This window comes from Limnohabitans curvus (assembly GCF_003063475.1).
GTDB classification, from domain to species: domain Bacteria; phylum Pseudomonadota; class Gammaproteobacteria; order Burkholderiales; family Burkholderiaceae_C; genus Limnohabitans; species Limnohabitans curvus.
On sequence record NZ_NESP01000001.1, the window covers coordinates 1291173 to 1317396 of the forward strand.

At 56.4% G+C, this 26224-nt stretch carries 29 protein-coding genes; 6 read left to right on the plus strand and 23 right to left on the minus strand.

Annotated elements, in window-relative coordinates:
- Nucleotides 1-50: 50 nt before the first annotated feature.
- The 4 genes from B9Z44_RS06500 to B9Z44_RS06515 are packed head-to-tail and all read right to left on the minus strand — an operon-like array spanning nt 51 to nt 2518.
- Nucleotides 51-503 carry an ExbD/TolR family protein gene (locus tag B9Z44_RS06500; protein WP_108401988.1) on the minus strand — a complete coding sequence of 151 codons (453 nt, stop codon included), beginning with the start codon at nt 501-503 and terminating at the stop codon, nt 51-53.
- Nucleotides 503-1129, minus strand: coding sequence for a MotA/TolQ/ExbB proton channel family protein (locus B9Z44_RS06505; protein WP_108401989.1), 627 nt, complete (start codon nt 1127-1129; stop codon nt 503-505). The genes B9Z44_RS06500 and B9Z44_RS06505 overlap by 1 nt, the downstream gene beginning before the upstream one ends.
- Nucleotides 1130-1134: 5 nt before the next feature.
- Nucleotides 1135-1953: a 4-hydroxy-tetrahydrodipicolinate reductase gene (gene dapB / locus B9Z44_RS06510; RefSeq protein ID WP_108401990.1), complete on the minus strand. Its 819-nt coding sequence runs from the start codon at nt 1951-1953 to the stop codon at nt 1135-1137.
- A 22-nt stretch (nt 1954-1975) separates the two neighbouring features.
- On the minus strand, nt 1976-2518 hold the full coding sequence (locus B9Z44_RS06515) for an outer membrane protein assembly factor BamE (RefSeq protein WP_108401991.1): 543 nt from the start codon (nt 2516-2518) through the stop codon (nt 1976-1978).
- A gap of 85 nt (nt 2519-2603) precedes the next feature.
- Between B9Z44_RS06515 and fur the strand changes: the two genes are divergently transcribed.
- Nucleotides 2604-3038, plus strand: a complete 435-nt coding sequence (gene fur, locus B9Z44_RS06520; RefSeq protein WP_108360406.1) for a ferric iron uptake transcriptional regulator — start codon at nt 2604-2606, stop codon at nt 3036-3038.
- Between the two features lie 3 nt (nt 3039-3041).
- On the opposite strand, the gene hprK is transcribed toward fur, so the two are convergent.
- The 3 genes from hprK to hpf all read right to left on the minus strand — a co-directional run bounded on the left by hprK (nt 3042) and on the right by hpf (nt 4868).
- Nucleotides 3042-3989 (minus strand): HPr(Ser) kinase/phosphatase, encoded by a 948-nt coding sequence (hprK, locus tag B9Z44_RS06525; RefSeq protein ID WP_108360405.1) that lies wholly within the window; start codon nt 3987-3989, stop codon nt 3042-3044.
- Nucleotides 3986-4450 carry a PTS sugar transporter subunit IIA gene (locus tag B9Z44_RS06530; RefSeq protein WP_108360404.1) on the minus strand — a complete coding sequence of 155 codons (465 nt, stop codon included), beginning with the start codon at nt 4448-4450 and terminating at the stop codon, nt 3986-3988. The genes hprK and B9Z44_RS06530 overlap by 4 nt, the downstream gene beginning before the upstream one ends.
- An 88-nt stretch (nt 4451-4538) precedes the next feature.
- Nucleotides 4539-4868, minus strand: coding sequence for a ribosome hibernation-promoting factor, HPF/YfiA family (gene hpf / locus B9Z44_RS06535; RefSeq protein WP_104800461.1), 330 nt, complete (start codon nt 4866-4868; stop codon nt 4539-4541).
- A gap of 281 nt (nt 4869-5149) precedes the next feature.
- Here hpf and corA point away from each other — a divergent pair, with 281 nt between their 5' ends.
- On the plus strand, nt 5150-6136 hold the full coding sequence (corA, locus tag B9Z44_RS06540) for a magnesium/cobalt transporter CorA (RefSeq protein ID WP_108360403.1): 987 nt from the start codon (nt 5150-5152) through the stop codon (nt 6134-6136).
- Here corA and B9Z44_RS06545 read toward each other — a convergent pair whose 3' ends face one another.
- Genes B9Z44_RS06545 through B9Z44_RS06565 form a run of 5 tightly spaced genes read right to left on the minus strand, consistent with a single transcriptional unit; the run spans nt 6137 to nt 11544 of the window.
- Nucleotides 6137-6895 carry a 5'-methylthioadenosine/adenosylhomocysteine nucleosidase gene (locus tag B9Z44_RS06545; protein ID WP_108401992.1) on the minus strand — a complete coding sequence of 253 codons (759 nt, stop codon included), beginning with the start codon at nt 6893-6895 and terminating at the stop codon, nt 6137-6139.
- Nucleotides 6892-8580: a long-chain-fatty-acid--CoA ligase gene (locus tag B9Z44_RS06550; RefSeq protein ID WP_108401993.1), complete on the minus strand. Its 1689-nt coding sequence runs from the start codon at nt 8578-8580 to the stop codon at nt 6892-6894. The genes B9Z44_RS06545 and B9Z44_RS06550 overlap by 4 nt, the downstream gene beginning before the upstream one ends.
- Nucleotides 8577-10076, minus strand: coding sequence for an NAD(P)(+) transhydrogenase (Re/Si-specific) subunit beta (locus B9Z44_RS06555; protein ID WP_108401994.1), 1500 nt, complete (start codon nt 10074-10076; stop codon nt 8577-8579). The genes B9Z44_RS06550 and B9Z44_RS06555 overlap by 4 nt, the downstream gene beginning before the upstream one ends.
- Nucleotides 10073-10396: an NAD(P) transhydrogenase subunit alpha part 2 gene (locus B9Z44_RS06560; RefSeq protein WP_108283800.1), complete on the minus strand. Its 324-nt coding sequence runs from the start codon at nt 10394-10396 to the stop codon at nt 10073-10075. Before B9Z44_RS06560 ends, B9Z44_RS06555 begins: the two co-directional genes overlap by 4 nt.
- A 17-nt stretch (nt 10397-10413) precedes the next feature.
- Nucleotides 10414-11544, minus strand: coding sequence for a Re/Si-specific NAD(P)(+) transhydrogenase subunit alpha (locus B9Z44_RS06565; protein WP_108401995.1), 1131 nt, complete (start codon nt 11542-11544; stop codon nt 10414-10416).
- 102 nt (nt 11545-11646) lie between these two features.
- Between B9Z44_RS06565 and B9Z44_RS06570 the strand changes: the two genes are divergently transcribed.
- Complete coding sequence (locus tag B9Z44_RS06570; RefSeq protein WP_108360398.1) at nt 11647-12147, plus strand: NUDIX hydrolase; 501 nt, start codon at nt 11647-11649, stop codon at nt 12145-12147.
- A gap of 7 nt (nt 12148-12154) precedes the next feature.
- A complete protein-coding gene (gene mnmA, locus B9Z44_RS06575) occupies nt 12155-13282 on the plus strand; it encodes a tRNA 2-thiouridine(34) synthase MnmA (protein ID WP_108401996.1) in 1128 nt (375 codons plus the stop codon).
- A 21-nt stretch (nt 13283-13303) separates the two neighbouring features.
- Here the strand turns inward: mnmA and B9Z44_RS06580 are convergent, their stop codons facing one another.
- Together B9Z44_RS06580 and B9Z44_RS06585 are read right to left on the minus strand one after the other, a co-directional pair.
- Nucleotides 13304-13543, minus strand: coding sequence for a hypothetical protein (locus B9Z44_RS06580; RefSeq protein ID WP_108360478.1), 240 nt, complete (start codon nt 13541-13543; stop codon nt 13304-13306).
- A gap of 168 nt (nt 13544-13711) precedes the next feature.
- Nucleotides 13712-14635: a LysR family transcriptional regulator gene (locus tag B9Z44_RS06585; RefSeq protein WP_108360396.1), complete on the minus strand. Its 924-nt coding sequence runs from the start codon at nt 14633-14635 to the stop codon at nt 13712-13714.
- 111 nt (nt 14636-14746) lie between these two features.
- Here B9Z44_RS06585 and B9Z44_RS06590 point away from each other — a divergent pair, with 111 nt between their 5' ends.
- Entirely contained in the window at nt 14747-15508 is a 762-nt protein-coding gene (locus B9Z44_RS06590; protein WP_108402832.1) for an SDR family NAD(P)-dependent oxidoreductase, read from the plus strand.
- 43 nt (nt 15509-15551) lie between these two features.
- On the plus strand, nt 15552-16613 hold the full coding sequence (locus B9Z44_RS06595) for a Gfo/Idh/MocA family protein (RefSeq protein WP_108401997.1): 1062 nt from the start codon (nt 15552-15554) through the stop codon (nt 16611-16613).
- A gap of 21 nt (nt 16614-16634) precedes the next feature.
- On the opposite strand, the gene B9Z44_RS06600 is transcribed toward B9Z44_RS06595, so the two are convergent.
- From B9Z44_RS06600 to B9Z44_RS06640, 9 genes are all read right to left on the minus strand, one after another.
- Complete coding sequence (locus B9Z44_RS06600) at nt 16635-17417, minus strand: SDR family NAD(P)-dependent oxidoreductase (RefSeq protein WP_108401998.1); 783 nt, start codon at nt 17415-17417, stop codon at nt 16635-16637.
- A gap of 22 nt (nt 17418-17439) precedes the next feature.
- The gene (locus B9Z44_RS06605; RefSeq protein WP_108401999.1) at nt 17440-19155 is read right to left on the minus strand and encodes an FAD-dependent oxidoreductase; all 1716 of its coding nucleotides are present in this window, start codon (nt 19153-19155) and stop codon (nt 17440-17442) included.
- A 28-nt stretch (nt 19156-19183) separates the two neighbouring features.
- Nucleotides 19184-20593: an FAD-dependent oxidoreductase gene (locus tag B9Z44_RS06610; RefSeq protein WP_108360391.1), complete on the minus strand. Its 1410-nt coding sequence runs from the start codon at nt 20591-20593 to the stop codon at nt 19184-19186.
- A gap of 27 nt (nt 20594-20620) precedes the next feature.
- The gene (locus tag B9Z44_RS06615) at nt 20621-20866 is read right to left on the minus strand and encodes a hypothetical protein (protein WP_146179079.1); all 246 of its coding nucleotides are present in this window, start codon (nt 20864-20866) and stop codon (nt 20621-20623) included.
- Between the two features lie 19 nt (nt 20867-20885).
- Nucleotides 20886-22403 carry an FAD-dependent oxidoreductase gene (locus tag B9Z44_RS06620; protein ID WP_108360389.1) on the minus strand — a complete coding sequence of 506 codons (1518 nt, stop codon included), beginning with the start codon at nt 22401-22403 and terminating at the stop codon, nt 20886-20888.
- 87 nt (nt 22404-22490) lie between these two features.
- On the minus strand, nt 22491-23678 hold the full coding sequence (locus B9Z44_RS06625) for an ABC transporter substrate-binding protein (RefSeq protein WP_108360388.1): 1188 nt from the start codon (nt 23676-23678) through the stop codon (nt 22491-22493).
- Between the two features lie 69 nt (nt 23679-23747).
- A complete protein-coding gene (locus B9Z44_RS06630) occupies nt 23748-24452 on the minus strand; it encodes an ABC transporter ATP-binding protein (protein ID WP_108360499.1) in 705 nt (234 codons plus the stop codon).
- Nucleotides 24449-25177: an ABC transporter ATP-binding protein gene (locus B9Z44_RS06635; protein WP_108401504.1), complete on the minus strand. Its 729-nt coding sequence runs from the start codon at nt 25175-25177 to the stop codon at nt 24449-24451. The genes B9Z44_RS06630 and B9Z44_RS06635 overlap by 4 nt, the downstream gene beginning before the upstream one ends.
- A 60-nt stretch (nt 25178-25237) precedes the next feature.
- Complete coding sequence (locus tag B9Z44_RS06640; protein WP_108401503.1) at nt 25238-26218, minus strand: branched-chain amino acid ABC transporter permease; 981 nt, start codon at nt 26216-26218, stop codon at nt 25238-25240.
- Between the last annotated feature and the right edge of the window lie 6 nt (nt 26219-26224).

A 26224-nucleotide genomic window follows, 5' to 3' on the forward strand; every position in this document is an offset into this window, starting at 1 on the left:
CAATCGGGATGCCAAAGAAGGCAACACTCAGCGAGTGAAGACGAAGCTCATTAAGGCGCGGCAACGGGCTGCTTGCGCTCGGTCACAAAGCCAATGCGGTTCATGCCCGCTTGCTGGGCCAAGCCCATGACTTCGACCACTTTGCCGTAGGGCACGCGCTCGTCAGCGCGCAGCTGCACTTCAGGCAGTTCGCCATGGTCTACGGCTAAGTCTTTGGAGGCTTCGGCATTCAAACTGCGCTTGAGCTCATCCAAAGTGATGCGTTTGTCGTCTAAAAAAATAGCACCTTTGTTGTCAATGCTGAGTTTGACAAAGCGCGGCGGCGCGCTGCTGGCCTGTGCGCCTTCGGTTTTAGGCAAATCAAGCTTCAAAGCGCTGACCATCAAAGGTGCGGTGATGATGAAAATCACCAGCAACACCATCATCACGTCGACCAAGGGGGTGACGTTGATGTCGCTCATGGGCGTTTGACCCGGCGTGCGCTCAAAACGTCCGAAAGCCATCAGAGCTCTCGCAGGTCGTGGGCAAAGCCTTCCAGCTCTTGCTCCAAACGGTTAATCACGCGGCCCATCACGTTAAACGCCAACACGGCTGGCAAAGCCACAGCCAAGCCCGCAGCCGTCATGACCAAGGCCTCGCCCACGGGACCAGCCACGCGCTCGATGGTGAGCTGACCTGCCGTGGCAATGCCGGTCAGCGCGTGATAAATACCCCACACCGTACCCAGTAAACCCACAAACGGCGCGGTAGAACCGACAGTGGCCAGCAAAACTTGACCCGACTGCAAACGGTGCAACACGCCATGTAAGGCATCGCGCAACACGCGCGTGCGCTGGGCCGACACATCGCCTTGCGCACCCAACGTGCCGGGCATGAGTTGTTGGTTGGCTTGCGCCAGTGGCAACAGCACCGCCGTGCGCTCTACCGCCGTCAAAGCTTGGATGCCTTGCTGCACATCACGCGCTTGCCAAAATGCAGCTTTGCCATTGACAACGTCCGCACTCACGCGGTGCAGCAACCAGGCTTTGTAAAAAATAACGGTCCAGCTGGCCACCGACATGGCAAGCATTGCCAAGGCCAAGGTGGCGCTGAGCGCGTCACCTTGCAAAGCAGCAGCGAAGAAGTCCATAGAAATTAGCGCAGGCTCAAGACATCAAACATGTCGAACAAGCCGTTTTTCTTGCTGGCCAAGAAGCTTGCTGCACGCAAACTGCCTTGGGCGTAGGTGGCGCGACTGGACGACTTGTGCGTGATTTCGATGCGCTCGCCAATGCCAGCGAACAACACGGTGTGGTCGCCCACGATATCGCCACCACGGATGGTGGAGAAACCGATGGTGGAGGGGTCGCGCTCACCCGTGTGGCCATAACGCTCATACACCGCGCAATCTTTGAGGTCGCGACCGATGGCGTCGGCAATCACTTCGCCCATTTTCAATGCGGTGCCTGAAGGCGCATCCACCTTGTGGCGGTGGTGGGCTTCGATGATTTCAATGTCATAGCCCGTGGGCATGGCTTGCGCAGCCATTTGCAACAGTTTCAAAGTCACGTTCACACCCACGCTCATGTTGGGCGCCATGACGATAGCGATGTCCTTGGCGGCTTCGGCGATTTCTGCCTTTTGCTCGTCCGTAAAACCAGTGGTGCCAATGACCAACTTGACGCCCAATTCACGGCAAATCTTCAAATGCGCCAGCGTGCCTTCAGGACGCGTGAAGTCAATCAACACATGGCTGTTTTGCAAGCCTTTGCGCACATCAGATTCGATGTTCACGCCGCTGGCTTGACCCAAAAAGCCAGTCGCATCGTTACCGATGCCAGGGCTAGAAGGCACATCCAAGGCGCCAGCCAACATGCACATGGGGTCGTTGCGCACAGCCTCGATCAGCATATGGCCCATGCGGCCACTGGCGCCAGCGATGGCAATTTTCAAAATGTCAGGAGATTGAGCCATGGTGTGTCGGCACTTTCAAAAATCAACGAGCCACTTCGAGCGGCGGGTAAGTAACTGGGCCAACAGGTGCTGCTGGCTGGGCTGAGCCTTGAGCAGGTGCCGGCTTGGTTGGGAACTTAGCCAAATCGGCCTCAGTGGCTTTGAGCTCTGGCAATTTGGTAGGTGGGCGACGGTTGTCTAGCTTGGCTGCGAACTCGGCCTCGGTAGGCAATGGATCGCCCTCAATGCGGTCCAACACATCGCCTTTGAAGAACACGCTGAAGCGGCGTTGCTGCGGTTCAGCACCTTGACGACGGATGGTGAAAGCGTAGTCCCACCGGTCTGCATGAAACAAGCTGGTCACCAAGGGTGTACCGAGCACATCACGCACCGCTTGGCGGGGCATGCCTGCGCGCAGAGCTTGTACTTGCTCACGCGAGACAAAGTTGCCTTGCACGACTTCGGGCTTGTAAATCAGGTTGCTCGAACAGGCCGTCAGCCCTAGGCCCGCGACCACGCAAGCCAGGGCCACAAAGCGGCGTTGCTGACGCAAAAATTCTGGGGCATTTCGACAGGATTCAAACATGGTGTGAAAGGCCGAATGAGGCGCTAAGGCTATGATTCGTTCATTGTAGCGGTGGGTCTATTTCCAGCGCTGAGCGAAAGGCAAAATGGCACACCCAGACGACCTCAAAAGCATTGGCCTCAAGGCCACCGCACCTCGCCTGAAAATTTTGGAAATTTTCCAACAAGGCACGCAACGGCACATGACGGCCGAGGACGTGTATCGCCATTTATTGTTGCAAAACATGGACATTGGCATCGCCACGGTTTACCGCGTGTTGATGCAGTTTGAGCAAGCTGACATTTTGAAACGCAGCCACTTTGAGAGCGAACGTGCGGTATATGAGCTGAATGAAGGCGAGCACCACGACCACCTGGTGTGCCTAGACTGCGGGCGCGTAGAAGAGTTTCACGACGAAGAGATCGAAGCTCTGCAGGTCCAAGTGGCCAAGCGCCACGGATTCGAGATTGCAGACCACGCGCTCAGTCTGTATGCCCACTGCGTTAAAAAAAATTGCGAGCATCGCCCTGCGGGCAAATAAGGCTTAGCCTTGCGACATGGCGCGCTGGTGGCGCGCGATGAACTCTTGATAAGTGTCGACACCGCGCAACTGCAAAATTGAGTTGCGCACCGCCGCCTCCACCAACACCGCAATGTTGCGACCCGCGACCACTTGAATGACAACCTTACGCACGGGTACGCCCAACACGTCTTGCGTAAGAGGCTCATGGGGCAAACGCTCGTAGTCGCGTTCTAGGGTTTCTTTGCGCACCAAATGCACGATAAGCTTCAAGCGCATCTTGCGACGCACCGCGGTTTCACCAAAGATGGCACGAATATCGAGCAAACCAATGCCGCGCACTTCCAGCAAGTTTTGCAGCAACTCGGGACAGCGACCTTCGATGGTGGTTTGGTTGATGCGGTACAAATCGACCGCGTCGTCGGCCACCAGGCCGTTACCACGAGAAATCAACTCCAAGCCCAGCTCGCTTTTACCCAAGCCAGACTCACCGGTAATCATCACGCCCAAGCCCAAAATGTCCATGAACACGCCGTGCATGGTGGTGCGATCGGCAAAGTGCTTGGACAAATAAGCGCGCAACAAATCAATGACAAAAGCCGCCGACTCATGCGTGGCAAACAAGGGGATTTGGGCTCGCTCACACATGGACACCAAAGCCTCGGAGGGCTGCTGACCATCAGCCAAGACCAACACCGGAGGCTCTAAGGTGACGATGCGCGCGATGCGCCGTGCGCAGTCTTCGGGCGAGCATTTGCTGACGTAATTGGCTTCACGCTCACCCATCACTTGCACGCGGTAGGGATGGATGTAATTGAGATACCCCACCAAGTCGGCGCCAGAGCGCGCGCTGCGGACAGCCACCTCGTCAAAGTGGCGCTCTGAGGCGCCTAAGCCGGCAATCCATTCCCAACGCAGTCGACCGCGAAAGGCTTCAAACAGCACATCCGCGCTGATGACGGAAGGCCTCACGGTTGCACCGCATTCCAGGTGGAGATGATGCGGTGGAGTTCCGTCGCGTCATCGCAGGTTTTGATTTTTTCGCGCAAGCCGGTGTCGCTGAGCAACTCAGCGATTTCAGACAAAATTTCAAGGTGCTTTTGCGTAGACGCCTCGGGCACCAGCAAAAAGATGAGCAGACTCACAGGCTGCTCGTCAGGGGCGTCAAAGCCAATGGCTTTGTCTAGCTGGAACACCGCCGCCATGGGCGACTTTAAGCCTTTGATGCGGCCATGCGGAATCGCCACGCCGTGCCCCAACCCTGTGGAGCCTAAACGCTCACGCGCAAACAAGCTCTCGGCCACCAAAGCGCGATTGAGGCCGTGCAGGCCCTCAAACAACAAGCCCGCCTCTTCAAAGGCGCGCTTTTTACTGGTGACCTCAACACGCACAAGAACTTGTGCTGGAGGAAGAATAGAAGCTAAACGATTCATGATTGAGCGCAGATTATGCACCTACAAAATAACAAGCCTTGAAACGACAAAACCGCCGATTCACGGCGGTTTTGAGAAGTTTCTAGGCCTACATCAAACGCTTGGGACTCTCATGGTGATGGTTTTGCAAGCGGTCTTTGTGCCGAACCACTTGACGATCCAGCTTATCCACCAACTCATCCACGGCTGCGTACATGTCTTCATGTGCACTCTCGGCGAACATATCGCTACCTTTGACGTGGATATTGCACTCTGCTTTTTGACGGCGCTCTTTCTCAGTTTGGTTCTCAATGCTAAGCAGCACCTTCACATCAACCACCTGATCGAAATGTCGGGTGATGCGGTCTAGCTTGCCTGTCACGTAAGTGCGCAAGGCGGGAGTTACTTCAAGATGGTGACCACTGATCGTCAAGTTCATAAAAAACCTCCATTGGTGAGTTAGCGCTTTCACTATGCGCTCAGCCCACCTAAAAGGCAATGGGTTGAACTCAAAATCAGCCCAAAAACACCCTACGGAAAACCCCTAGACTGCACCGAGGCGGTGCGATAATCTGCGCCACATCAACAGCGGAGCTATCTCCTTGGAAACCTACCCTAGTCGGTAGCTTTCGGATCGCACCAGGCCTATAGACGGCGCGCGAATTCGAAAGCTGCATTTCTCACCCTTCGAATTTCTGTGCCCCACGCGCAAGGACTGCCATGCTCAATATCTTCACGCTGGCCAACGGTCGACTCTTTCAAGAAGAGATCGAATCGCTGGAAGAACTCTCCAAATTCCAACCCATCTGGGTTGACCTCGAAGCGCCCACGCTTGAGGAAAAACGCTGGATCAAGCAGTACTACGGCCTTTCCATCCCCGAAGATGCGATGGACGAGGACATTGAAGAGTCTGCCCGCTTCTACGAAGAAGACAACGGCGAACTACACATCCGTAGCGACTTTTTGATCGCCGACGAAGACGAGCCCCGCACCGTGCGTGTGGCGTTCATCTTGAACCAAAACAACGCGTCGCTACGCAGCCGTGGCGTGTTGTTCTCCATTCACGACGAAGACGTACCCGTGTTCCGCTTGTTGCGCATGCGTGCACGCCGCGCGCCTGGCTTGATTGAAGACGACAAAGACGTTCTGTTAAAGCTCTTTGACGCCGACGCCGAATACTCAGCCGACACACTAGAAGGCATTTACGACCAGCTCGAAAAAGCAGGCAAGTTGGTACTGTCTGAAGACGTGACCGACGTGCTGGCCGGTGAAGTGCTGGGTGCCATTGCACGCCAAGAAGACTTGAACGGCCGCATTCGCCGTAACGTGATGGACACCCGCCGCGCCGTGAGTTTCATGATGCGCTCGCGCATGCTCAATGCCGACCAGTTTGAAGAAGCCCGCCAAATTTTGCGTGACATCGAATCGCTCGACAACCACACGGCTTTCTTGTTTGACAAAATTAACTTCTTGATGGATGCGACCGTGGGTTTCATCAACATCAACCAGAACAAGATCATCAAGATCTTCTCGGTGGCCAGCGTGGCCTTGCTGCCGCCCACCTTGATTGCCAGCATCTACGGCATGAACTTCCAGTACATGCCAGAGCTCGACAAGACGTGGGGTTATCCGATGGCCTTGTGCCTGATGATTGCCAGCGCTTTGGTGCCCATGTGGTACTTCCGCAAACGCGGCTGGCTCAAGTAATCAAACGGCCAGCGTGGACAGCAGGCGGTCAAGCACCGCCACGCTGTAGCGACTGGCGATGCTTTGGATGAATCGCGGAAAGTCCACATGCGCCGCATCATCGGCGCGGTCTGAAATGGTGCGCACCGCAGCCAAAGGCACGCCATAGTCGTGACACACCTGCGCCATGGCGGCGCACTCCATCTCGACCGCCAAGGCATGCGGCAGATCTCGCTGCAAAGTTTGGCTCTCTAAAGTTTGCGACACAAAGCGGTCACCACTGGCTATCAAGCCTTGATGTACTTTTGCATTGGGCAAGTCTAGGTTGAGCCATTCGTTTGGGGGCAGAGTTGCCAGCATGTCTTGCATCGCGAAGGGGGCTGCAGCTGCCAAGGCGTCGCTCAACACGGGGTCAGCCAAAAAACGCGTCATGCCCGTCAACGGCACTTCGTGGCGCGGGAACAAAGGCGATGCATCCATGTCATGCTGAATGAATTCACGCGCCACCACCACGTCGCCCACATTCACATGCGGCGCCAAACCGCCAGCCACACCTGTGAAGACGATGCGACTCACACCAAAACGCTCAATCAGGGTTGTGGCCGTGGTGGCTGCAGCCACCTTGCCAATTCGCGAGAGCACAGCCACCACGTCGTGACCGTGCCAATGCCCCACCCAAAACTCGCGACCCGCCACCACGGTTTTGTGTTCATTGGGCATGCGAGCAAGCACAGCGGCCAGCTCTTCATGCATGGCGCTGACCAGCGCGATGCGGCTCATGCAGGGGTTTTGTCGCGCAACTCGCGGCGCAGCACTTTGCCCACGGGTGTTTTCGGCAGCTCCGTACGGAACTCGACCACGCGCGGCATTTTGTAGCCCGTGAGGTTGTGGCGGCAGTGTTCCAACACTTGCGCTTCGGTCAAGGCAGCGTCTTTCTTGACCACCACCAGTTTGACGGCCTCGCCCGAGCGCTCGTCTGGAATGCCGATCACCGCGCACTCCAGCACGCCGGGCAAGCCAGCCACCACTTCTTCAATCTCGTTGGGGTAGACGTTGAAGCCACTGACCAAGATCATGTCTTTCTTGCGATCGACGATGCGGAAGTAGCCGCGCTCGTCCATCACGCCCACGTCCCCTGATTTAAAGAAGCCATCGGCCGTCATCACGCGGGCGGTTTCATCGGGGCGCTGCCAGTAGCCAGCCATCACTTGTGGGCCACGAATGGCGATCTCACCAGGCGTGCCCACAGGCACTTCGTTGCCGTCATCGTCGATGATCTTCATGTCAGTGCTGGGCAATGGCACACCAATTGAGCCGTTGAAGGCTTTGTTGGTCACAGGGTTACCGCTGGCAGCAGGGCTGGTTTCTGACAAACCGTAGGCTTCGCAAATGGGGCAGCCGGTTTTCTCCAGCCACAACTTGGCGACTGGACCTTGCACGGCCATGCCGCCGCCCACGGACACCACCAAGTGCGACCAATCTACTTTATTGAAATCAGGGTGGTTGGCCAAGGCGTTGAACAAGGTATTCACCGCAGGGAAGACATGGAAGCGATGCTTACTGATCTCTTTGAACACCGCAGGCAAATCACGCGGGTTGGGGATGAGCACCGAGCAGCCGCCCATGCGCATACACGCCATGATGTTGAGCGTGAAAGCGAAGATGTGATACAGCGGCAACGGGCATATAAAGGTCGGAATCTCGTGAGACGGAATGCGCTTGAGTGCAGGCTGAAACCACGCCGACGCTTGCAACATATTGGCCATCACATTACGGTGCAACAGCTCGGCCCCTTTGGCCACGCCTGTTGTGCCGCCGGTGTATTGCAACACCGCCAAGTCATCGCCATGAATCTCAGGGGACGTCAATGTGCAACGCTCGCCGGCCGCTAATGCATCGTTGAATCGAACGGCTGTGGGCAGCTCGAACGCAGGCACCATTTTTTTAACTTTGCGCACCACGTGGTTGACCAACACGCCTTTGAGCAAACCTAAGCGGTCGCCCATCGCACACAACACCACATGCTTCACAGGGGTACGGGCCAAACACGCTTGCAAGGTCGCGCCGAAGTTTTCGAGCACCACGATCGCTTTGGCATCTGAGTCTTTGAGCTGGGCTTCCAATTCGCGGGCGGTATAAAGCGGGTTGATGTTGACCACCACAAAACCCGCGCGAAGCACCGCCGCCACAGCGATGGGGTACTGCAACACGTTGGGCAGCATGATGGCCACCCGGTCACCAAACACCAGTCCTAGGCTTTGCAAATAGGCGGCAAACACTTGGCTCAAACGGTCAAGCTCTTTATAGGTCAGCCGCTTACCCAAGAAACTGAACGCTGTGCGATCGCCGTACTGGCGAAAGCTTTCTTGCATCAAATCTACCAACGAGCTGTACGCGGTGATGTCAATTTCTGCAGGTACACCCTCTGGGTAGGCGCTTAACCAAGGCTTCTGTGTGGAGTTCATTCAATCGCTTTCACCATGTCTTCAACCACCTTCTTGGCGTCTCCAAACACCATCATGGTTTTGTCCATATAAAACAGTTCATTGTCCAAGCCCGCATAACCCGAAGCCATGGAACGTTTGTTCACGATCACCGTCTTGGCTTTATAAGCTTCCAGAATCGGCATGCCGTAAATTGAGCTGCCCTTCTCCAACGCAGCGGGGTTCACCACGTCGTTCGCACCCAACACAATGGCGACGTCGGCTTGGCCAAATTCGCCGTTGATGTCTTCCATCTCAAACACTTGGTCGTAAGGCACTTCGGCCTCAGCCAAGAGCACGTTCATGTGGCCAGGCATGCGACCCGCCACCGGGTGAATCGCGTACTTCACGTTGATGCCTTTATGCATCAACTTCTCAGCCAACTCGTTCACCGCATGCTGCGCACGCGCCACAGCCAAGCCGTAGCCAGGCACGATCACCACGGTTTCGGCGTTGGACAAGATATAAGCCGCATCGTCTGCACTGCCGCTCTTGACGGGGCGTTGCTCTTGGGCGCCAGCCACGGCCGTGACCGCCTCTGCGCCGAAGCCACCCAAGATGACGCTGAAGAAAGAGCGGTTCATGGCCTTGCACATGATGTAGCTCAAAATCGCGCCCGAGCTGCCCACCAACGAGCCCGCAATGATGAGCATGCTGTTGTTGAGCGAAAAGCCAATGCCTGCAGCAGCCCAGCCCGAATAGCTATTGAGCATGGACACCACCACCGGCATGTCAGCGCCACCAATCGGGATGATGATGAGCACGCCCATCACAAACGACAGGGCCAGCATGGCGAAGAAAGCGGTCCAGCTTTCAGTCATCACAAACATCAAGCCCAGACCAATCATGACCAAGCCCAACACGAGGTTGAGCATGTGCTGGCCTGCAAAGCTCACAGGCGTGCCTTGAAACAAACGGAACTTGTATTTGCCCGAGAGCTTGCCAAACGCAATCACCGAGCCGCTGAAGGTGATGGCACCAATGGCCGCGCCAAGGAACAACTCCAAACGGTTACCGGCTGGAATGGGGAAGCGCTGCATCAGCTCGGTGATGACCACGCCCGACGTCGTTTGCACCTTGGTGATCAACTCTTGCGGCGCTGGCGTGATGCCAAACGCCCAAGGCTCTGCCACCGCAGCCACGCCGATGAACACTGCGGCCAAACCAATCATGCTGTGCATGAAAGCCACCAGCTCGGGCATTTTGGTCATCTCAACGCGTTGTGCCATGAGGGTGCCAGCGCCACCACCGACGACGAGGCCAGCCAAAACCCAGCCCATGCCCATGCTGGAGCCAGACAACTTCACAATCAAAGCAGCTGTCGTCAAAACGGCAATCGTCATGCCGGTCATGCCAAACACGTTGCCGCGAATGGACGTGGTGGGATGGCTCAAACCTTTGAGCGCTTGAATGAAACACACGCTCGCCACCAAGTACATCAAGGTAACGAGGTTCATTGAAACAAAGTCCATGTTCATGCTTTGTCTCCTGCAGCTGCCTTAGCGGGTTTGTCTTTTTTTCTGAACATTTCCAACATGCGACGCGTGACCATGAAGCCACCAAACACGTTGACCGCTGCCAGCGCCACAGCCAACACACCCATGGTTTTACCCAGCGTGGTTTCTGTCATGGCAGCCGCCAGCATGGCACCCACGATGACGATGGCCGAGATGGCGTTGGTTACCGCCATCAACGGCGTGTGCAAGGCGGGCGTCACCGTCCACACCACGTGGTAGCCCACGTAGATAGCCAGCACAAAAATAATCAGGTTGACGAGGGTGGGGGAAACTGCATCCATGTTTGTAATTCCTCGTTTTATTTCTTCACCACCGCGCCGTCGCGGGTGACAAGACAAGCGGCCACGATGTCGTCTTCCATATCGATGTGCAACGCAGCTTCTTTGTTGATGACCAGCTTTAAGAAGTCGAGCACGTTGCGGGCATACAGCGCGCTAGCGTCTGCAGCCACCAAAGCGGGCAAGTTGGTCTCGCCCACAATCGTCACGCCGTGCTTGATGACGGTCTTGCCTGCTTCGGTCAACGGGCAGTTGCCGCCCACGCCATCAGCGCCTTTGCCAGCCGCGATGTCGATGATGACAGCGCCAGGCTTCATGGCTTTGACCATGTCTTCAGTCACCAACACGGGCGCTGCACGACCCGGAATCAAGGCCGTGGTGATGACGATGTCGGCCAGCGCCACGCGCTTGGCCACTTCTACCTTTTGGCGATCCAACCAGCTTTGGGGCATGGGGCGGGCATAGCCACCCACACCTTCGGCGGCGTCTTTTTCGTCTTGGCTTTCAAACGACACGTCGATGAACTTCGCGCCGAGCGACTCCACTTGCTCCTTCACGCTGGGGCGCACATCGGTGGCTTCAATCACCGCCCCCAAACGCTTGGCTGTGGCGATGGCTTGCAAGCCCGCCACGCCCACACCGAGGATGACCACGCGGGCGGCCTTCACCGTACCCGCTGCCGTCATCAACATGGGGAAAAAGCGTTGGTATTTGTCGGCGGCCAGCATGACGGCTTTGTAGCCTGCGATGTTGGCTTGAGAAGACAACACATCCATGCTTTGCGCGCGCGTTGTACGCGGTGCGGCTTCGAGGGCAAAGCCCGTAGCACCTGCGGTGGCCAAACGTTGCAAACCTTCCGCATTGAAAGGCTCCAGCATGCCCACCACGGTGCTGCCTGCTTTGATGCTTGAAGCCTCAGACGCTTCAGGGGCACGCACCTTGAGAATCAAATCGCAGCCCCAAGCTTGTGTGACATTCACGACCTCAACGCCCACCGCCGCATAGGCAGCATCTGGCACGCTGGCTGGCACACCAGCCCCCGCCTGCACGCGGACAGTGTGTCCTTGGGAAATGAGCTTCTTAGCCGTTTCAGGCGTGACGGCCACGCGGGTCTCACCTGCCGTCGTCTCGGCGGGAACACCTATCAACATGCGCTTCTCCTCGTGTGGATGCTTATTCTTGTCAGAGTGACGCAAGGTTACACGACTTTACAAAGACAACTGAGCGGGATTTACCCGAAAGATAATGAGCGAATGAATAAACGTTGGAAGCCCAGTGTCACCGTCGCCGCCATCATTGAGCGCGAGGGTCGTTACCTCCTCATCGAAGAACACACACCTGAAGGTTTGCGCCTAAACAACCCCGCGGGCCACCTCGACCCGGGCGAGTCGCCCGAAGATGGCTGCGCCCGCGAAGCGTTGGAAGAAACCACCTACACCTTCAAACCCACAGACATGGTGGGCATCTACATCTCTCGGCTGTTACGCCCTGCCCGCGAAGGCCGCGCCGCCGAAGACGTGACCTACTTTCGCCTCGCGTTTTGCGGCGAACTGGGCGAACAAGTACCAGGCGCCAAGCTAGACAAAGGCATCGTGCGCACCCTGTGGATGACGCCCGACGACATTCGCGCCAATGTGCACCGCCTGCGCAGCCCATTGGTATTGCGCTGCATGGAAGACCACTTGGCGGGTCAACGCTTTCCAATGGATTTGATTTACACCGACCCCAGCGTCTTGAACCCCGCAAAGGGATAATTGCCGCATGGCAAATAACAAACGTGTGGTGGTGGGCTTGAGCGGCGGCGTAGATTCGGCTGTCAGCGCCTATCTGTTGAAGCAACAAGGCTACGACGTCGTCGGCATCTTCATGAAAAACTGGGAAGACGATGACGACAGCGAGTACTGCTCGTCCAACATCGACTTCGTGGACGCCGCTGCCGTGGCTGACGTGCTTGGCATTGAGATCGAACACGTCAACTTTGCCGCCGAGTACAAAGACCGCGTGTTCGCCGAGTTCTTGCGCGAGTACCAAGGCGGCCGCACGCCCAACCCCGACATTTTGTGCAACGCTGAAATCAAGTTCAAAGCGTTCTTAGACCACGCCATGCGCCTAGGCGCTGAAAAAATTGCCACTGGCCATTACTGCCGCGTGCGTGAAGTGAATGGCGAGTTTCAACTGCTCAAAGGCTTGGACCCCAGCAAAGACCAAAGCTATTTCTTGCACCGCTTGAACCAAGCGCAACTCTCCAAAACCTTGTTTCCCGTGGGCGAGCTGCACAAGACCGAAGTGCGTCGCATTGCAGATGAAATCGGTTTGCCCAACGCCAAGAAAAAAGACTCCACCGGCATTTGCTTCATCGGCGAACGTCCTTTCCGCGAGTTTTTAAACCGCTACATCGCCAACGAGCCCGGCCCCATCAAAGACGAACGCGGCCGCAAGATTGGCACACATGTGGGCTTGAGTTTTTACACGCTTGGTCAACGCCAAGGCTTGGGCATTGGTGGTTTGAAGGAAAAAGGTGCGCAGCGCGGCGGTGGCGAACACCAACCCTGGTTTGTGGCCCGCAAAGACTTGGCCACCAACACCTTGTATGTGGTGCAAGGCCATGACCACCCTTGGTTGCTTTACGGCTCGCTGCACGCCGACGACCTGAGCTGGTGCGCCCCTCACGCGCCAACACCCGGACGCTACGCAGCCAAAACGCGCTATCGCCAAGCCGATGCCCCGTGCGAGTTGAGCTACAACGACGAAGGCGAGCTGGTGCTCGCCTTTGATGACCCCCAGTGGGCCGTCACACCCGGCCAATCGGCTGTGTTGTATGACGGTGAGGTGTGTATGGGCGGCGGGGTCATTGCCAGCGCTGCAGCGCTGAACACAACCCTCGCCTAACTGCGCTAGGCAGCGACGCGCTTACTTGGCAGCGTCAGCTTTTGGTGCGGCCTCGGCCTTCTTGCCGCCTTCGGCTTTTTTCGCAGCCTTCTTTTCTTGGCCGAGGTGTTTGCCTTCGGTCTTCACCGCAGGTGCGGCTTCAACCTTCGCAGCAGTTGCGGGCGTGGCAGGTGTTGCTGGTGTCGCCGGCGCCGCAGGTGTCACAGCAAACGCTGCAGCAGAAAAAGCACCAACGATCAAAGAGGCAATCAGCTTGTTCATATAAATTCCTTTACGGTGGTTGAACAACTCCAACAGCGGAGTGAACATTCAACGGCAAGGAAGACGCAGCTGTTGACGCAAATATTTAAATATTTTGGTCAACGCACCAGACTCAACGTTCGTTAGTCTGCGTTTTCGTTGGCACACGACCATGCGATTAAAAAGTTGTTAAGCGAACTCGTAGACAACTTCACGTATGCAATCAAGTGCTGTCTTCACCGCAATCCGATCCATCGCATCAGCACGCCAGTACAAACTAATTGAACCGTGCACATCTAAGTTAAGCGGGATTAACCCCAGAAGTTGTAGTCGGCTGTAACGCAGCGCGGGGCGCTGTGAGGTCACCCCAATCATGTCGCTGTGCAACAGCAGCGTGGTCGTCAATGTTGCAGAGTTGCTTTCCACATAATTCGGTGGAAGTTTGTGCCCCAGGTGAGACAACGCTTGGTCAAAAGCTTTACGAACAGGTGTCCCCTTGGCCCAGAGCGCCCAAGGATATTTCAGCACGTCGTCCCATTCGATGGTCTTCAACTGAAAAATAGGGTGCTGGATGCGCGCAACCAAATGGATGGGCTCTGAATAGAGCAATTCACTTTTGATGTCAGGCCCGTGCGCAATGATTTCCGAAGGGCCAACCACGACATCGACTTCGCCCGCATTGAGTGCATCGAATAGGCCGTTGATTTTGTTTTCCAGCAAATGGATGCGTGCCATTGGCAATCGATCCACAATTTTCAAAACAGCCATTGGCACCGTGTCGACAGAAGATGCGCCGGCAAAACCGATCGTCACCTGGCCGCTGCTGCCTTCGCGCAGAAGCAACATTTCATCCCGGGCCGTGTCTAGGTGAGCCTCAATGCGTCTCGCATGATCAATCAAAGCCTGGCCATGAACCGTTGGGCGCAACCCTCGGGCGTGACGTTCAAACAGGGGCAACCCAATGTCATCTTCCAACTCTTTGAGCCACTTTGACAGCCCTGGCTGTGTCGTGTTCAACGCGTCAGCCGTTTGGCTCATATTGCCTGTTTGCCCCAGACTCAGAAGTGTTTGCAAATTACGCAAACGCAGGCGATGCGTCCAGTCAGTGCTCATAAGTTAACCAGCCTTGATATATCAATAATCGTATGGAGTATAAGAACTTTTTATTTTAAAAGTTATGCCTCTTGGCGCACTATCGGTACCCACAGATTAATGGAGAGTCATATGAAAAATCAACCAGCTCTTTTTGCAGGGCGTTTTGAAAATCGCGTGGCCTTGATCACGGGTGGCGCCTCAGGCATTGGCCGAGCCGTCGTCGATCGTTTGGTGCATGAAGGGGCAAAAGCCATCGTCTGGGACATCGATGCCGCCAAGCTACAAGCTTGCCAGAACACGCATAAAGACCGGGTGTTGACGCAGCGCGTCGACGTCACAGACGATCAACAGATTCAGCACGCCCTCAAAGAGGCGCTACAGAAATTTTCTCAACTAGATATCTTGGTCAATGGCGCTGGCATCGTCGGCCCCAATGGTCCATTTTGGCAAGTCGAGGTTTCAGATTGGGAACGCGTGATGCGTATCAATTTGTTCGGCACTTTTTATGTGTCGCGCGCCGTCACACCGCATCTGATTGATCAAGGCTGGGGGCGAATTGTCAACATTGCGTCTGTCACAGCCAATGAAGGGCCCAAAAATCTGGGTCCTTACGCCGCCTCCAAGGCGGGCGTGGTGGGACTCACCAAGTCAATGGGCAAGGACCTCGCCAGCACGGGTGTACTCGTCAATGCCATCACACCCGCCTTGATTGCAACAGAGTTGTTGCAACAGCTGTCTGCCGAATACATGGCCGCAGCCTTATCGCGGATTCCTTTAGGCCGCCCTGGCACGCTAGATGAAGCCTCGGCCTTGGTGTGCTGGTTGTGCTCTGAAGAGTGCTCCTTCTCGACAGGTGCCACTTACGACTTGTCGGGCGGGCGTGGTTTGTGAACGCATCCGCACCCGTCAGCCACTCACACAAAGAAAGATACCGATGACCTCTAGGCTCAAAACCACGGCGCGTATGCCCATTGCAGTGTTCGGCGCAGGCGCGATTGGACGCATGCACATTGAACGCATTCAGTCACATCCTGATGTCTGCCTCAGCGGCATTGCAGACCCTTCGGACGCCGCGCGCGAGCTGGCCACCGATTTGAATGTGCCGTGGTTCAGCGAACCTTTGGCCTTGTTGGAAAACACCAACCCCGAAGCGGTGATCATTGCTACGCCCAATCAGACACATACGTCCGCGGGACTGGCTTGCATTGCACGCAAGTTGCCCTTTTTGGTAGAAAAACCCATTGCCCACACGCTGGAGAGTGGCGCGCAACTATGTAGGGCTGCCGACACGGCTGGCGTGCCAGTGATGGTGGGCCATCAGCGTCGCCACAACCCCATCCTTCGCCGCGCCAAAGCGCTGGTACAACAGGGCTTGCTTGGTCGCCCAGTCACGGCCACGGCCATGGCAACTTGGCTCAAACCAGATGAGTACTTTCAAATGGAATGGCGCCGCAAACCGGGTGGCGGACCGATTTTGATCAACATGATTCACGACATCGATTTGCTGCGCTTTTTGTTAGGCGAAGTGGTGTCTGTGCAGGCACAAACCTCTAGCGCCATTCGGGGGTTTGAGGTCGAGGACACAGCATCGGCCTTGCTGCGGTTTGAAAATGGCGCACTGGCGGCACTCAACGTTTCGGATGCCGCCGTCGCACCGTGGAACTGGGATTTCGCAGCAGGCGAGGCGTCTCACTACGCCAAACAGGATGTAGATGCCATCTTCATCACAGGCACCGAAGCTTCAATCACACTTCCTCAGCTCCAAATTTTCAGCTTCAAGGAGAAACGCGGTTGGCATGAACCACTCACGCAAGAGCGCACGCCCTTGCATCGCGGTGATCCGTACGTTGCACAGTTAACTCATATTCGCGCCGTGGCAGAAGGACATGAAATGCCCGTCTGCTCTGGCTGGGACGGGCTACAGACCTTGCGCACAACGCTAGCGGTTCACGAAGCTGCGCGCTCTGGGCAAACAGTTCAAATCACGCCCGCTTAACGGGTCTTGCTCAGTGTCGACCTAGGCGCGGGCTAACAACCCGCCGTCAATGGCCAGCGTCTGACCGTTGACAAAACGGGCTGCCGGCGAAACCAAGAACAGAACCACTGGGGCAATATCTTCAGGCAAAGCCCAGCGGCCACACGGCACCGACTCCTGCAAGTAATGCTCAAAACCTTCTCGCTCCTGTAAGCCAACGGTGAACTCTGTACGTACAAATCCAGGGGCAATTGCATTCGCCGTCACGCCGTGCGGTCCGTATTCCACGGCGATCGCACGCGCCATAGCGGCCATGGCGGCCTTGGCCGTCGAGTAAGCCGCAATGTTCGGCATAGTCGCCTCAGCGGAAATAGAAGAAGTCATCACCACGCGGCCAAAGCCACGATTGCGCATCCCCGGTATGAATATTTGGCTGCAGTTGAATGAGCCATTGACGTGCACATTCATCAACTGCTGCCACTCCACAGGCGTCGTTTCAATCAAAGGTTTGCGATTTTGGTTGCCCGCGTTGTTGATCAAAATATCGACATCCCAATGCTCGGCAAGCAGCTGCTGATGTGCCGCCTGCACGGCCGCATGGTCAGACACATCAAAACTAGCGCCGCGTACATCGATGCCTTGCGCTTGCAAGCCTGCGACAGCTTCATCGCAGGCCGCTGATCGAAGATCGTTGATGATCACTCGCGCACCCGCGTTGCCAAGCGCGGTTGCAATGGACAACCCAATGCCGCGCGCAGACCCTGTGACCAAGGCCGTACGGCCATCCAAACCAAAGGTTTGATGCAGATAAGACGTTTTATTCATCGTGTTCGCTTTAAATAAGAAATCAAACAGTTTTGCCCGCTGCGTGCATCGCGGCACGATAGCCAAATGTCAGCCCTGGGCCAAGCGTCGTTCCTGGGCCAGGATAGGTTCCCATCATGATGGACGCCATGTCATTGCCAACCGCATACAAACCATCGCGCACCTGCCCTTGGGAATCCAACACTTGTGCATCGGCGTTGGTCATCAATCCAGTGCTGGTGCCAATCTCCGCAGGCCAAACTTCCATGGCGACGAACGGACCATGCGCGATGGGACGCAGGCAGGGATTGGGCATTTGCGTGGGGTCGCCGTTGAAACGATTCAGTTCGCTGTCGCCCTTGCCAAAATCTAGATCTTTACCTTGAACCGCCATGGCGTTGTAACGGCTCACAGTTGCCGTCAGATTTTCTGACGGTATTTTGAGTTTCAATGCCAAGGCCTCAAGCGTAGGCGCGGTCAAGAGGTAACCGTCCGCCTCAAAGCGTTTCAGATTGGTAGTGCCTGGATAGACATTGCCCAGACCGTATTGCTTCACGAAATTTGCTTCACAAATTAGGTAAGCCGGCATCGTTGGCACTGTCTTGTGCGAGGCATACATGCCTTCAACAAAGTCATGGTAAGAGTTGGCTTCATTGACAAAACGCTTGCCAGCGCTGTTGACGGCAATCAGTCCAGGCTTGGCACGATCAAGCGACAAGTGGGGGTAGACACCACGACTCCCATCGGGTCGTCGGGTCACAGAAACGGGTGTCCAAAATGCACCCGGGCCCTGAGTTTCTGGGGCGACAACGCCGCCATGTGCCAATCCCAATTCAATGCCATCGCCCGTGTTACTTTGACAAGCCACACTGAGCGGCGGTGTTGGTTTAGGCATGAACATTTGACGCAGCTTTGTGTTGTGACCATAACCACCTGTCGCAATGACCAAGCCTCGGCGAGTTTGGATGCGTAAGCGTTTGCCTTGAGACTGGGCGACCACACCCACCACACGACCCGCGTCCCAGATGACTTCCTGCACCGTCGTCTCAAACATCACGGGGACATTCTTCTTGCGAAGGCTATAAAACAAACGTGAGACCAACGCGTTGCCCATGACAACACGCGTCCCGCGTGAGTAACGCAAACGATCAACAACGTAACGCAAAAATAATTTGCCTGAGTAAATGAAGTTGCTCATCGATTGAAAGCGATGGATCAAAGGCGCAAGATCGCTCTTACCCGCCATCATTCCGCCCAGAACCATGAACTCTGGAATAGGGGGACGGACTCGCTCAAAGTCTTTACCCAGAAGTCGTCCATCAAACATGGCTGGCGCGAGTGCACGGCCTGTGATCGCTGCACCATCCATGTCCCGATAGTCTGGGTGCTTGCCGCAAGGCACGAAGTGAACATCCGTTTTTTCACGCAGGTAGTCAACCACCTTCGGCCCCGTCGCCAAATAGGCGGTTCGTCGGCCATCCACATCCGGGCCGCCGATCAACGCATCCATGTAACGTGCAGCGGCATCTGCGCTGTCGGTGTAACCGGCTTCTAGGCTTTGTCGATTGCCTGGAATCCATACCGTTCCAGCCGAGGTGGCTGCAGTTCCTCCAACCCAAGCAGATTTTTCAAGTATCAACGGTTTGATACCTTCCAGCGCTGCAACCAGCGCCGTGGTCATGCCCGCAGGGCCCGCGCCCATCACCAGTAGATCGACCTGTTGATCCCAGCTGGGTGTTGTATTTGATTTAGCGTTCATCTCATTGCCTTTGTTTCGTACCCTGTGCTCAGACCGATGGCAGGTATTGGTCGATGGCTTCTCCAGCCAACATGCCAAATACCGCTGACTTGGACAATCCACCTGAGTAGCCAGCCGCCTCACCGCCCCCCTCCAAGCCACCCGTACAAGCACCTGCTGCATAGAGCCCTGGAATGGTTTGCCCGTCCTCACGCAAGACGCGCGCTTGCGCGTCTGTGGCAATGCCACCCATGGTGTAAGTGATCCCTGCGCAAGCCTCGATGGCATGAAAAGGCCCATGCCGAATCGGCCACGCTTTATACGGATGAACGCTTCGTGGCGGCTGATCGGACGCAGTGCCTTCATCGACCAATTGGTTGTAGCGCGTGACGGTATCGACCAGCGTGCTGGGATCGAGTCCCAGCTTTTGAGCCAATTCAGTCAAGGTATCGGCACTGATCAGATTGCCGCCGGCACTGAGCAGGTAGGGGTTGGCAGGCAGCAACCAATCGCGTCCCGGGCCGTTCCAAATGGCTTCGTCAAAGATGATGACGGCCGACAACGGATCAGCGCGCTGGGCAATCGCGTTCGTGATGAACACACCACCTAAGCCTTCATCACAAAAACGACGTGCGGTCTCATCTACAACAATTCCGCCACATGCCAACGAATCGAGCACGGGGTAAGGCCACAACGCCCCATCGGTCATGGCCTTGCGATGTTGAATGTGTCCATAGAAACGATCTGTACCGACCAGTTTTGCACCCGCCGCCTCGGCCATCAGCAACCCTTGGCCTTGGCCACTGCCTGCATTGCGCTGCAACAGTCGATCGGGCCGAGCAGAAATGAAGCGCTTCACCAAATCTGGGTTGGCTTGAAAACCACCATCCGCAATGACCACAGCACGGCTATGCAGCTGCACCACATCTCCTGTGGCGGTTTTGACTTCGACACCCTCGCAACGGTCGGCCCCCATCAGCAGGCGTTGTGCCGTCATACCTTGTGCGATCGTGCCACCTTGCGCACGCAACTTATCACCCAAGGTACGCAACATCACATCACCCGCGCGTCCACGCCAATTCAGTCCAGTTTGACGGACCCCGGGTGGGGAAAGTGAATTGCGACGCAAGCCATCAGGCCCCGCTTGAATAAAGCGCACGCCCAAGGACGACAGCCAACGCAAAGTACGGCGCGCGTTTTGCGTCAAGGCATCCGCCAGCTGTGGATGGGTCGTCCCGCGGGTGGTCTTTTCTAAGTTCTCTTTCACCCACTGAGGGTCGCCCGCCATGTCGTCCATGGCAATGTGAAACAAGCCTCCGGTATAGCGGCTGTTGCACAAGTAAGCATCGTCTTTGCTCTGCTCCAGAACTTGAACGCTCCAGCCTTGCTCGGCCACTTTGTTGGCAGCGGCAAGTCCTGCAAGTCCACCGCCGATCACGATTACATCGCTGAGTGTCATGGGCTATCTCCTTGAATCCACGTGTTCTTAGTACTTAGGCAACAGGGTGTCCGCAATGATGCGAAGCACCTCCACATAGCTCACCAACAGCCCCAGCACTACAGCCGCAAGCACGAAGCCAACGAGGCTTGGCCAGAGCTGTCCCAACTGAAAAGACATGCCGAGAAAGCCCAGAAAAACGAACGCGGACAAAGCAAATGCGACCGTGTGTCCACGACGCACCAGGAATTGCACAACGGGGTATGAGCTGTGAGAAGAAAAGGGTTCTGACATAGTGAGTTTGGATGTGAGATTAACGTTGAATAGCGCGCTCTGCAGCGAAGCGACCGGCACGACGGCCCGAGGTCATGGCCCAACCGATGTGATGCCCGTGCCCCGCCAAAATGGTGCCGCCTTGCCCTGCTGAGCCTGCCGCCCAGAGGCCCAAGATGCGCTGACCGTCTGGTCGCGTCACCTCATGCCGCGCAGTGACTGCCAGCCCACCTTCGGTGAAAACAATCCAGCTCATCACTGGGCCGAGTGCATAAAAAGGCCCTTGGCTAATCGGCTGACGCGTGCGTGTTGAATCCGCCTGTATCGCCTGGTTGTACGCTTGAACGCTGGTGTTCAATTGGTCTGCAGGCATCCCCATTTGGCGAGCCAGCTCAGCCAATGTGGAAGCTTCGTGATACAGGTCAGGACGTGTGTGTTTGTAGTCTTTCAAATACGCATAAGCCACGCCTGGAGCGGTAGAAACAAAGTTAGGCCACGCCTCAAACATTTGCGCCACGCGATGGTCGAACACAAGATACGCCTCTTTGTCCGGTTGGTTCGGCACCTGAAGTTCTGGGCGATCCAGTTCATCGCTGAAACGCTCAGCCCGTTTATTAACCAGCATGGCTCCAGCGCGCAAAAGGGAAGGCTCTGGCGCCAGTGACGCGGTCATGAACCGGGTCACAAAGGGGCGGAACACCCACAACGGCAAATTCATCAACGCAAACTGCATCGGCTTGGTGATCCAACGGTAGGGTGGCAATCGACGCAGCAGTGTTTCCACCGGCGGCGCCTTAAAGCGCATGCTTGGCCCCCACATCACTTCGGGGTTCTTGATCCAGCCCCCCACTTGTTGGGCAATGCGATGCCCATCGCCAGTGCTGGCAGCGTTCATTGCATCGACATGCGCCGCATGCGGGACGTGCTGTTGTTTCAGCGCTGTGCTAGCGCTGAAGTCACCACTGGCAAGAATGACCCCCCCGCGTGCGTTGAACTCGGTCATGCCCGAACCTGTGTCCGCAACGATGCCGGTCACTTGCTCACCATCCATGACCAAATGGCTCAGGCGAGTTTCCAAACGAATATCGACGCCTTGTTTGCGACACTCTTTCTCGAGGTAGTACGCATAGGCCCGGGAATTGGGCAGCACGTTGTGCATTCGCGGTTTGCTGTGGGGCGGCTCTGGCATCGGCCCATAAAAACTCAGTCCAATGCTGATGAGCCATTCCAGCGTCGCTTGCGCGTTATCCACCAACACCCGACGCAACTCTAAGTTTTCCTTCTTGGCCAACTCTGGACTCAAGAAGAGAGACATGTCGTTGAAGTGCTCATCTGGTGTGTCTTCAATGCCTTTGGCCTTTTGAAAACGCGTACCAGTTGCCGTGATCGACCCCACCGAGAGCTTGGTGGTGCCGCCCAAAAATGGATTTTTTTCGAGCAGGATGACGTGCGCACCCTGTTCGGCTGCTGCAATCGCGGCAGCCATGCCCGAACCGCCGCCGCCCACAACGATGACATCTGCCGTTTCTATTCGCAGGGACTGAGGAGATGAGTTCATGATAATTTCTGATTCAAGGAATTGAGGTCCATGATCTGCCCCCGATCAGAGGGCAGACCCAGATATAAACGTGCGTGGTGACGCGATTTACATCTTGCAAAGTGGCGATGCACTTGGAACGATGGCGGGGCTGTAGGTTTGATCAACAACAGGGCGGAGCTTGCCGTCGACCGATTTCACGCGAGCCATAAAGTTAGGCACCATCAATTGATGATCGGCAGCACGCAGCGTCAAAGATCCCATGATGGTTTCGATTTGAGCCCCGTGCAAAGCTTTGCTCACGTCTTCAGGTTTGGGGCTCTTGGCCAAGCGCACACCTTCCAACATGACGGTGGCACCGTGATAAGCCAAGCCCTCGGTTTCGGTGGGCGCACGGTTGAACTTAGAGCGGAAACCCGACACAAATGCCTTGTTACGTGGGTTGTCAATGTCAACGCCGTAACCCAAAGTGCCAGCCATGCCTTCTTGGATTTTTCCAGTGGCGCCGACCATGAAATCCGACAACATTGCGTGACCAATCACTGGTGTCTTTGGCATGAGACCAAACTCACCCGCTTGTTTCATGAAGTTAATGCCGTCGCGTGCAGGGATGGCAGCCCAAACGCCATCCACATTGGCGGCTTTCAATTGGGCAATGTAGGGTGAGTAGTCCTTGGTCCCTAAGGGGGAGAACAGAACTGTGGCCACGGTCTTGCCTTTGGCTTCTACGGCCTTCTTAAAAGATGCCGCGGAGTCACGGCCCCAAGCGTAGTCAGCCGCGATGATCGCGAAATTGTTGCCTTTGATGTTAGGCGCCCATTCGTTGATCATGGCAATGTCAATCGCATCCGACTGCACGGTGCGGAAGCTGCGGAATTTGCAGGTTTCACCGGTCAGCTTGTCGGTCTTGCTGATCGTGGCGAAGTAAGCCGCATCCCAGCGCTCCAGGTTCGGAACAATGGCCAAAGAAACGGCAGAGCCGATTGGGCCAATCAGCAAGTTGTAACCATCGCGTGCCAGCTTCTCAGCGGCACGACGGCCAGTGTCGGGATTGCCCTCGTCATCACCTTCGGCCACTTCGATTTTGCGGCCATCCACGCCACCTTTGGCATTCGCCTCATCAATCGCAAATCGGATGCCGCGAATGACCTCCTCGCCCATCTCCGCCCAAACGCCTGTTTTGGACGACACCAAACCGACCTTGACCGGCTCTTTGCCTTGCGCCAAGGCGCTCAACGGCAGGACTGTCACCAGCGCTGCACTGGCCAACAGTTGATAGATTTTTTTATATTGCATGCTTGTCTCCTAGGTATGAAGGATTGCCGGAATCGGTCCGGCGGCCGTTGGGAACTGGGGGCGATGGCCTTAGACCATCACATGGCTTTCTAAATCTTTGAGGCCTTCGGGCGAGTTGCTCACCACGCCTTGCGCCACCACCGAGCCCTTGGCCATGGCCAAGTAACGGTGGGCCACGCGTGCGACGAGGCTCATGTTTTGTTCGATCAACAACAGCGCCGTGCCTTCGTCCGCCACGCGGTTGAAGATGTCGGCGAGTTGGTCCACGATCACGGGCGCCAAGCCCTCGGTGGGTTCGTCCAACAAGATCAAGCTGGGGTTGGCCATCAACGCGCGGCCCACGGCCAACATTTGTTGTTGACCACCTGATAGCGCTGTGCCCGGTGTGTGGGCGCGCTCTTGCAAGATGGGGAAGAGCTTGTAAATCTCGGGCACAGACCATGGGCCTTTGCGGCCCACCGCAGCGCCGAGCAAGAGGTTTTCTTCCACGGTGAGGTTGGCAATGATGCAGCGGCCTTGGGGCACCACCACGATGCCGTGTTGTGCCGCCATGTAGGGGCGGGGCTTGATGATTTCGTGTTTGTCTAAATGGATGTGACCTGCTTTGAGGCTGGCCAGTCCCAAGATGGTGTTGACCACCGTGGTTTTGCCCACGCCGTTGCGGCCAATCAAAGCCACGCGCTCGCCGGCGTTCACATGCAAGTTCAGGCCGTGCAAGATGTGCGCAGCGCCGTAGTAGGCGTGCACGTTTTTCAGGTTCAGTAAGGCGCTCATGCTGCACTCCCCAAATAAGCTTCACGCACGCGCGGGTCAGCGCGCACGGCGGCCGGCTCACCACTGGCGATGACGCGGCCCAATTCAAAAACAGTCACCACATCAGAAATGCCAAACACCACATCCATGTCGTGCTCCACCAGCAGTACCGACACATCCCAGCGCGAGGTGAGGGCTTTTAAGTGGTGCGCCAAATCGTGGGATTCTTTGACCGACAAACCGGCCATGGGCTCGTCCAGCAGCAGCACGCTGGGGCGACCCACCAAGGCCAAAGCCAAGTCGAGGCGGCGTTGCTCGCCGTAGCCCAAGTCTTCGGCCATCACGTGGGCCATGCGGTCGAGCTCCAGCTCTTTGAGCACAGCATCTGCATCGGCGGCTGAGTCCTGCACGCCCATCTTGTGCGAGGCCAGTTCGACTTGTTTGCGAACGGGCATGCCACCAAAAATGCTGGTGCGCTGAAAACTGCGTGACAAGCCGAGCATGCGGCGCTCGACCACGCCCATCTCGCTCACATCGGTGCCACGCAGGGTGACTTTGCCGCGCGTCAAACGGCGACGACCGGTGATGGCATCGATGACGGTGGATTTACCAGCACCGTTGGGGCCGATCAGGCCGCGAATTTGGCCTTTTTCTAAAGTGAGGGACACACCATCAACGGCTTTGACGCCGCCGTAGTGGATGGCCACATCGTCGGCCTGGAGTACATAAGGGGAGGAGTTGCTCATAGGGGTTCCGTGTCTGTGTGTCGGTCTATTTAGCGTTCTGTTTTCGGCTCTGTTTGCCGTTTAATGCGCACCGGCTTTGGCGCGTGACGCTGAGGCGGGCTTGCCGCGCCAGAGGGCTTGCAAAGCGCCCGCGATGCCCGTGGGCGAGAACACGATGACGGCGATCAAGGCGACACCAAAAATAGACATCCAGTGGGTGGCGTAGTCGCCCACCACGTCTTTGAAGATGAAATACACCACCGCGCCCAAGGCGGGGCCCCACAGGGCTTTGAAGCCACCGACCACGACCATCATCAAGGCCATGCCCGACAAGCTCCAGTGCAAGCTCTCGGGAGAGACAAAGCCGGTGTTCAAGGTGGACAGCAAGCCCGCCACGGCGGTGACCACCGCAGACAAGGCGTAGATGGCAGCGCGTGGAATGACGGTGGAGATGCCAATGAAGCGCGCACGTTCTTCGTTGTCGCGCACGGCTTCGGTGATGGCACCAAAACGTGTGTTGAGCAACAAGGTCAGCAGCAACATGACGATGACCAAGGTCGTCCAGCAAATCAAAAATAGGGTGACAGGCTTGAGGATGGCCGATTGGCTAAAGCCAAAAATCGTGGCAGGCCAATCGACTTGCATGCCGTCAGCGCCACCCGTGATGCCGCGGGCGCGCGAGACCGACAAAAAGAACATTTGGCCAATCGCCAAGGTCAACATGCCAAACGCAATGCCGGGCACACGCACGATGATCAGGCCCACCACAAAGGCGGCGATGCCTATGCCCACCAAGGTGGCCAAGATGGCCCATTCGACGGGCATGAGTTGTTGTTGCAAGGTGATGCCGATGGCGTAACCGGCCACACCAAAATACAAGGCGTGACCAAAACTCACCAAGCCGTTTTGCTTGAGCAGCACGCCAATGCCCAAGGCAAAGACGGCGTACACCACGGCTTGGGTCAGCAGTGACAGCACGGTGTTTGAACTGATCACCGCCACCAAGCCCACGCCTGCGAGCAGGGCGGCGACAGAATAAGCAATAGCGCGAAGGGGGCTCATATCCAA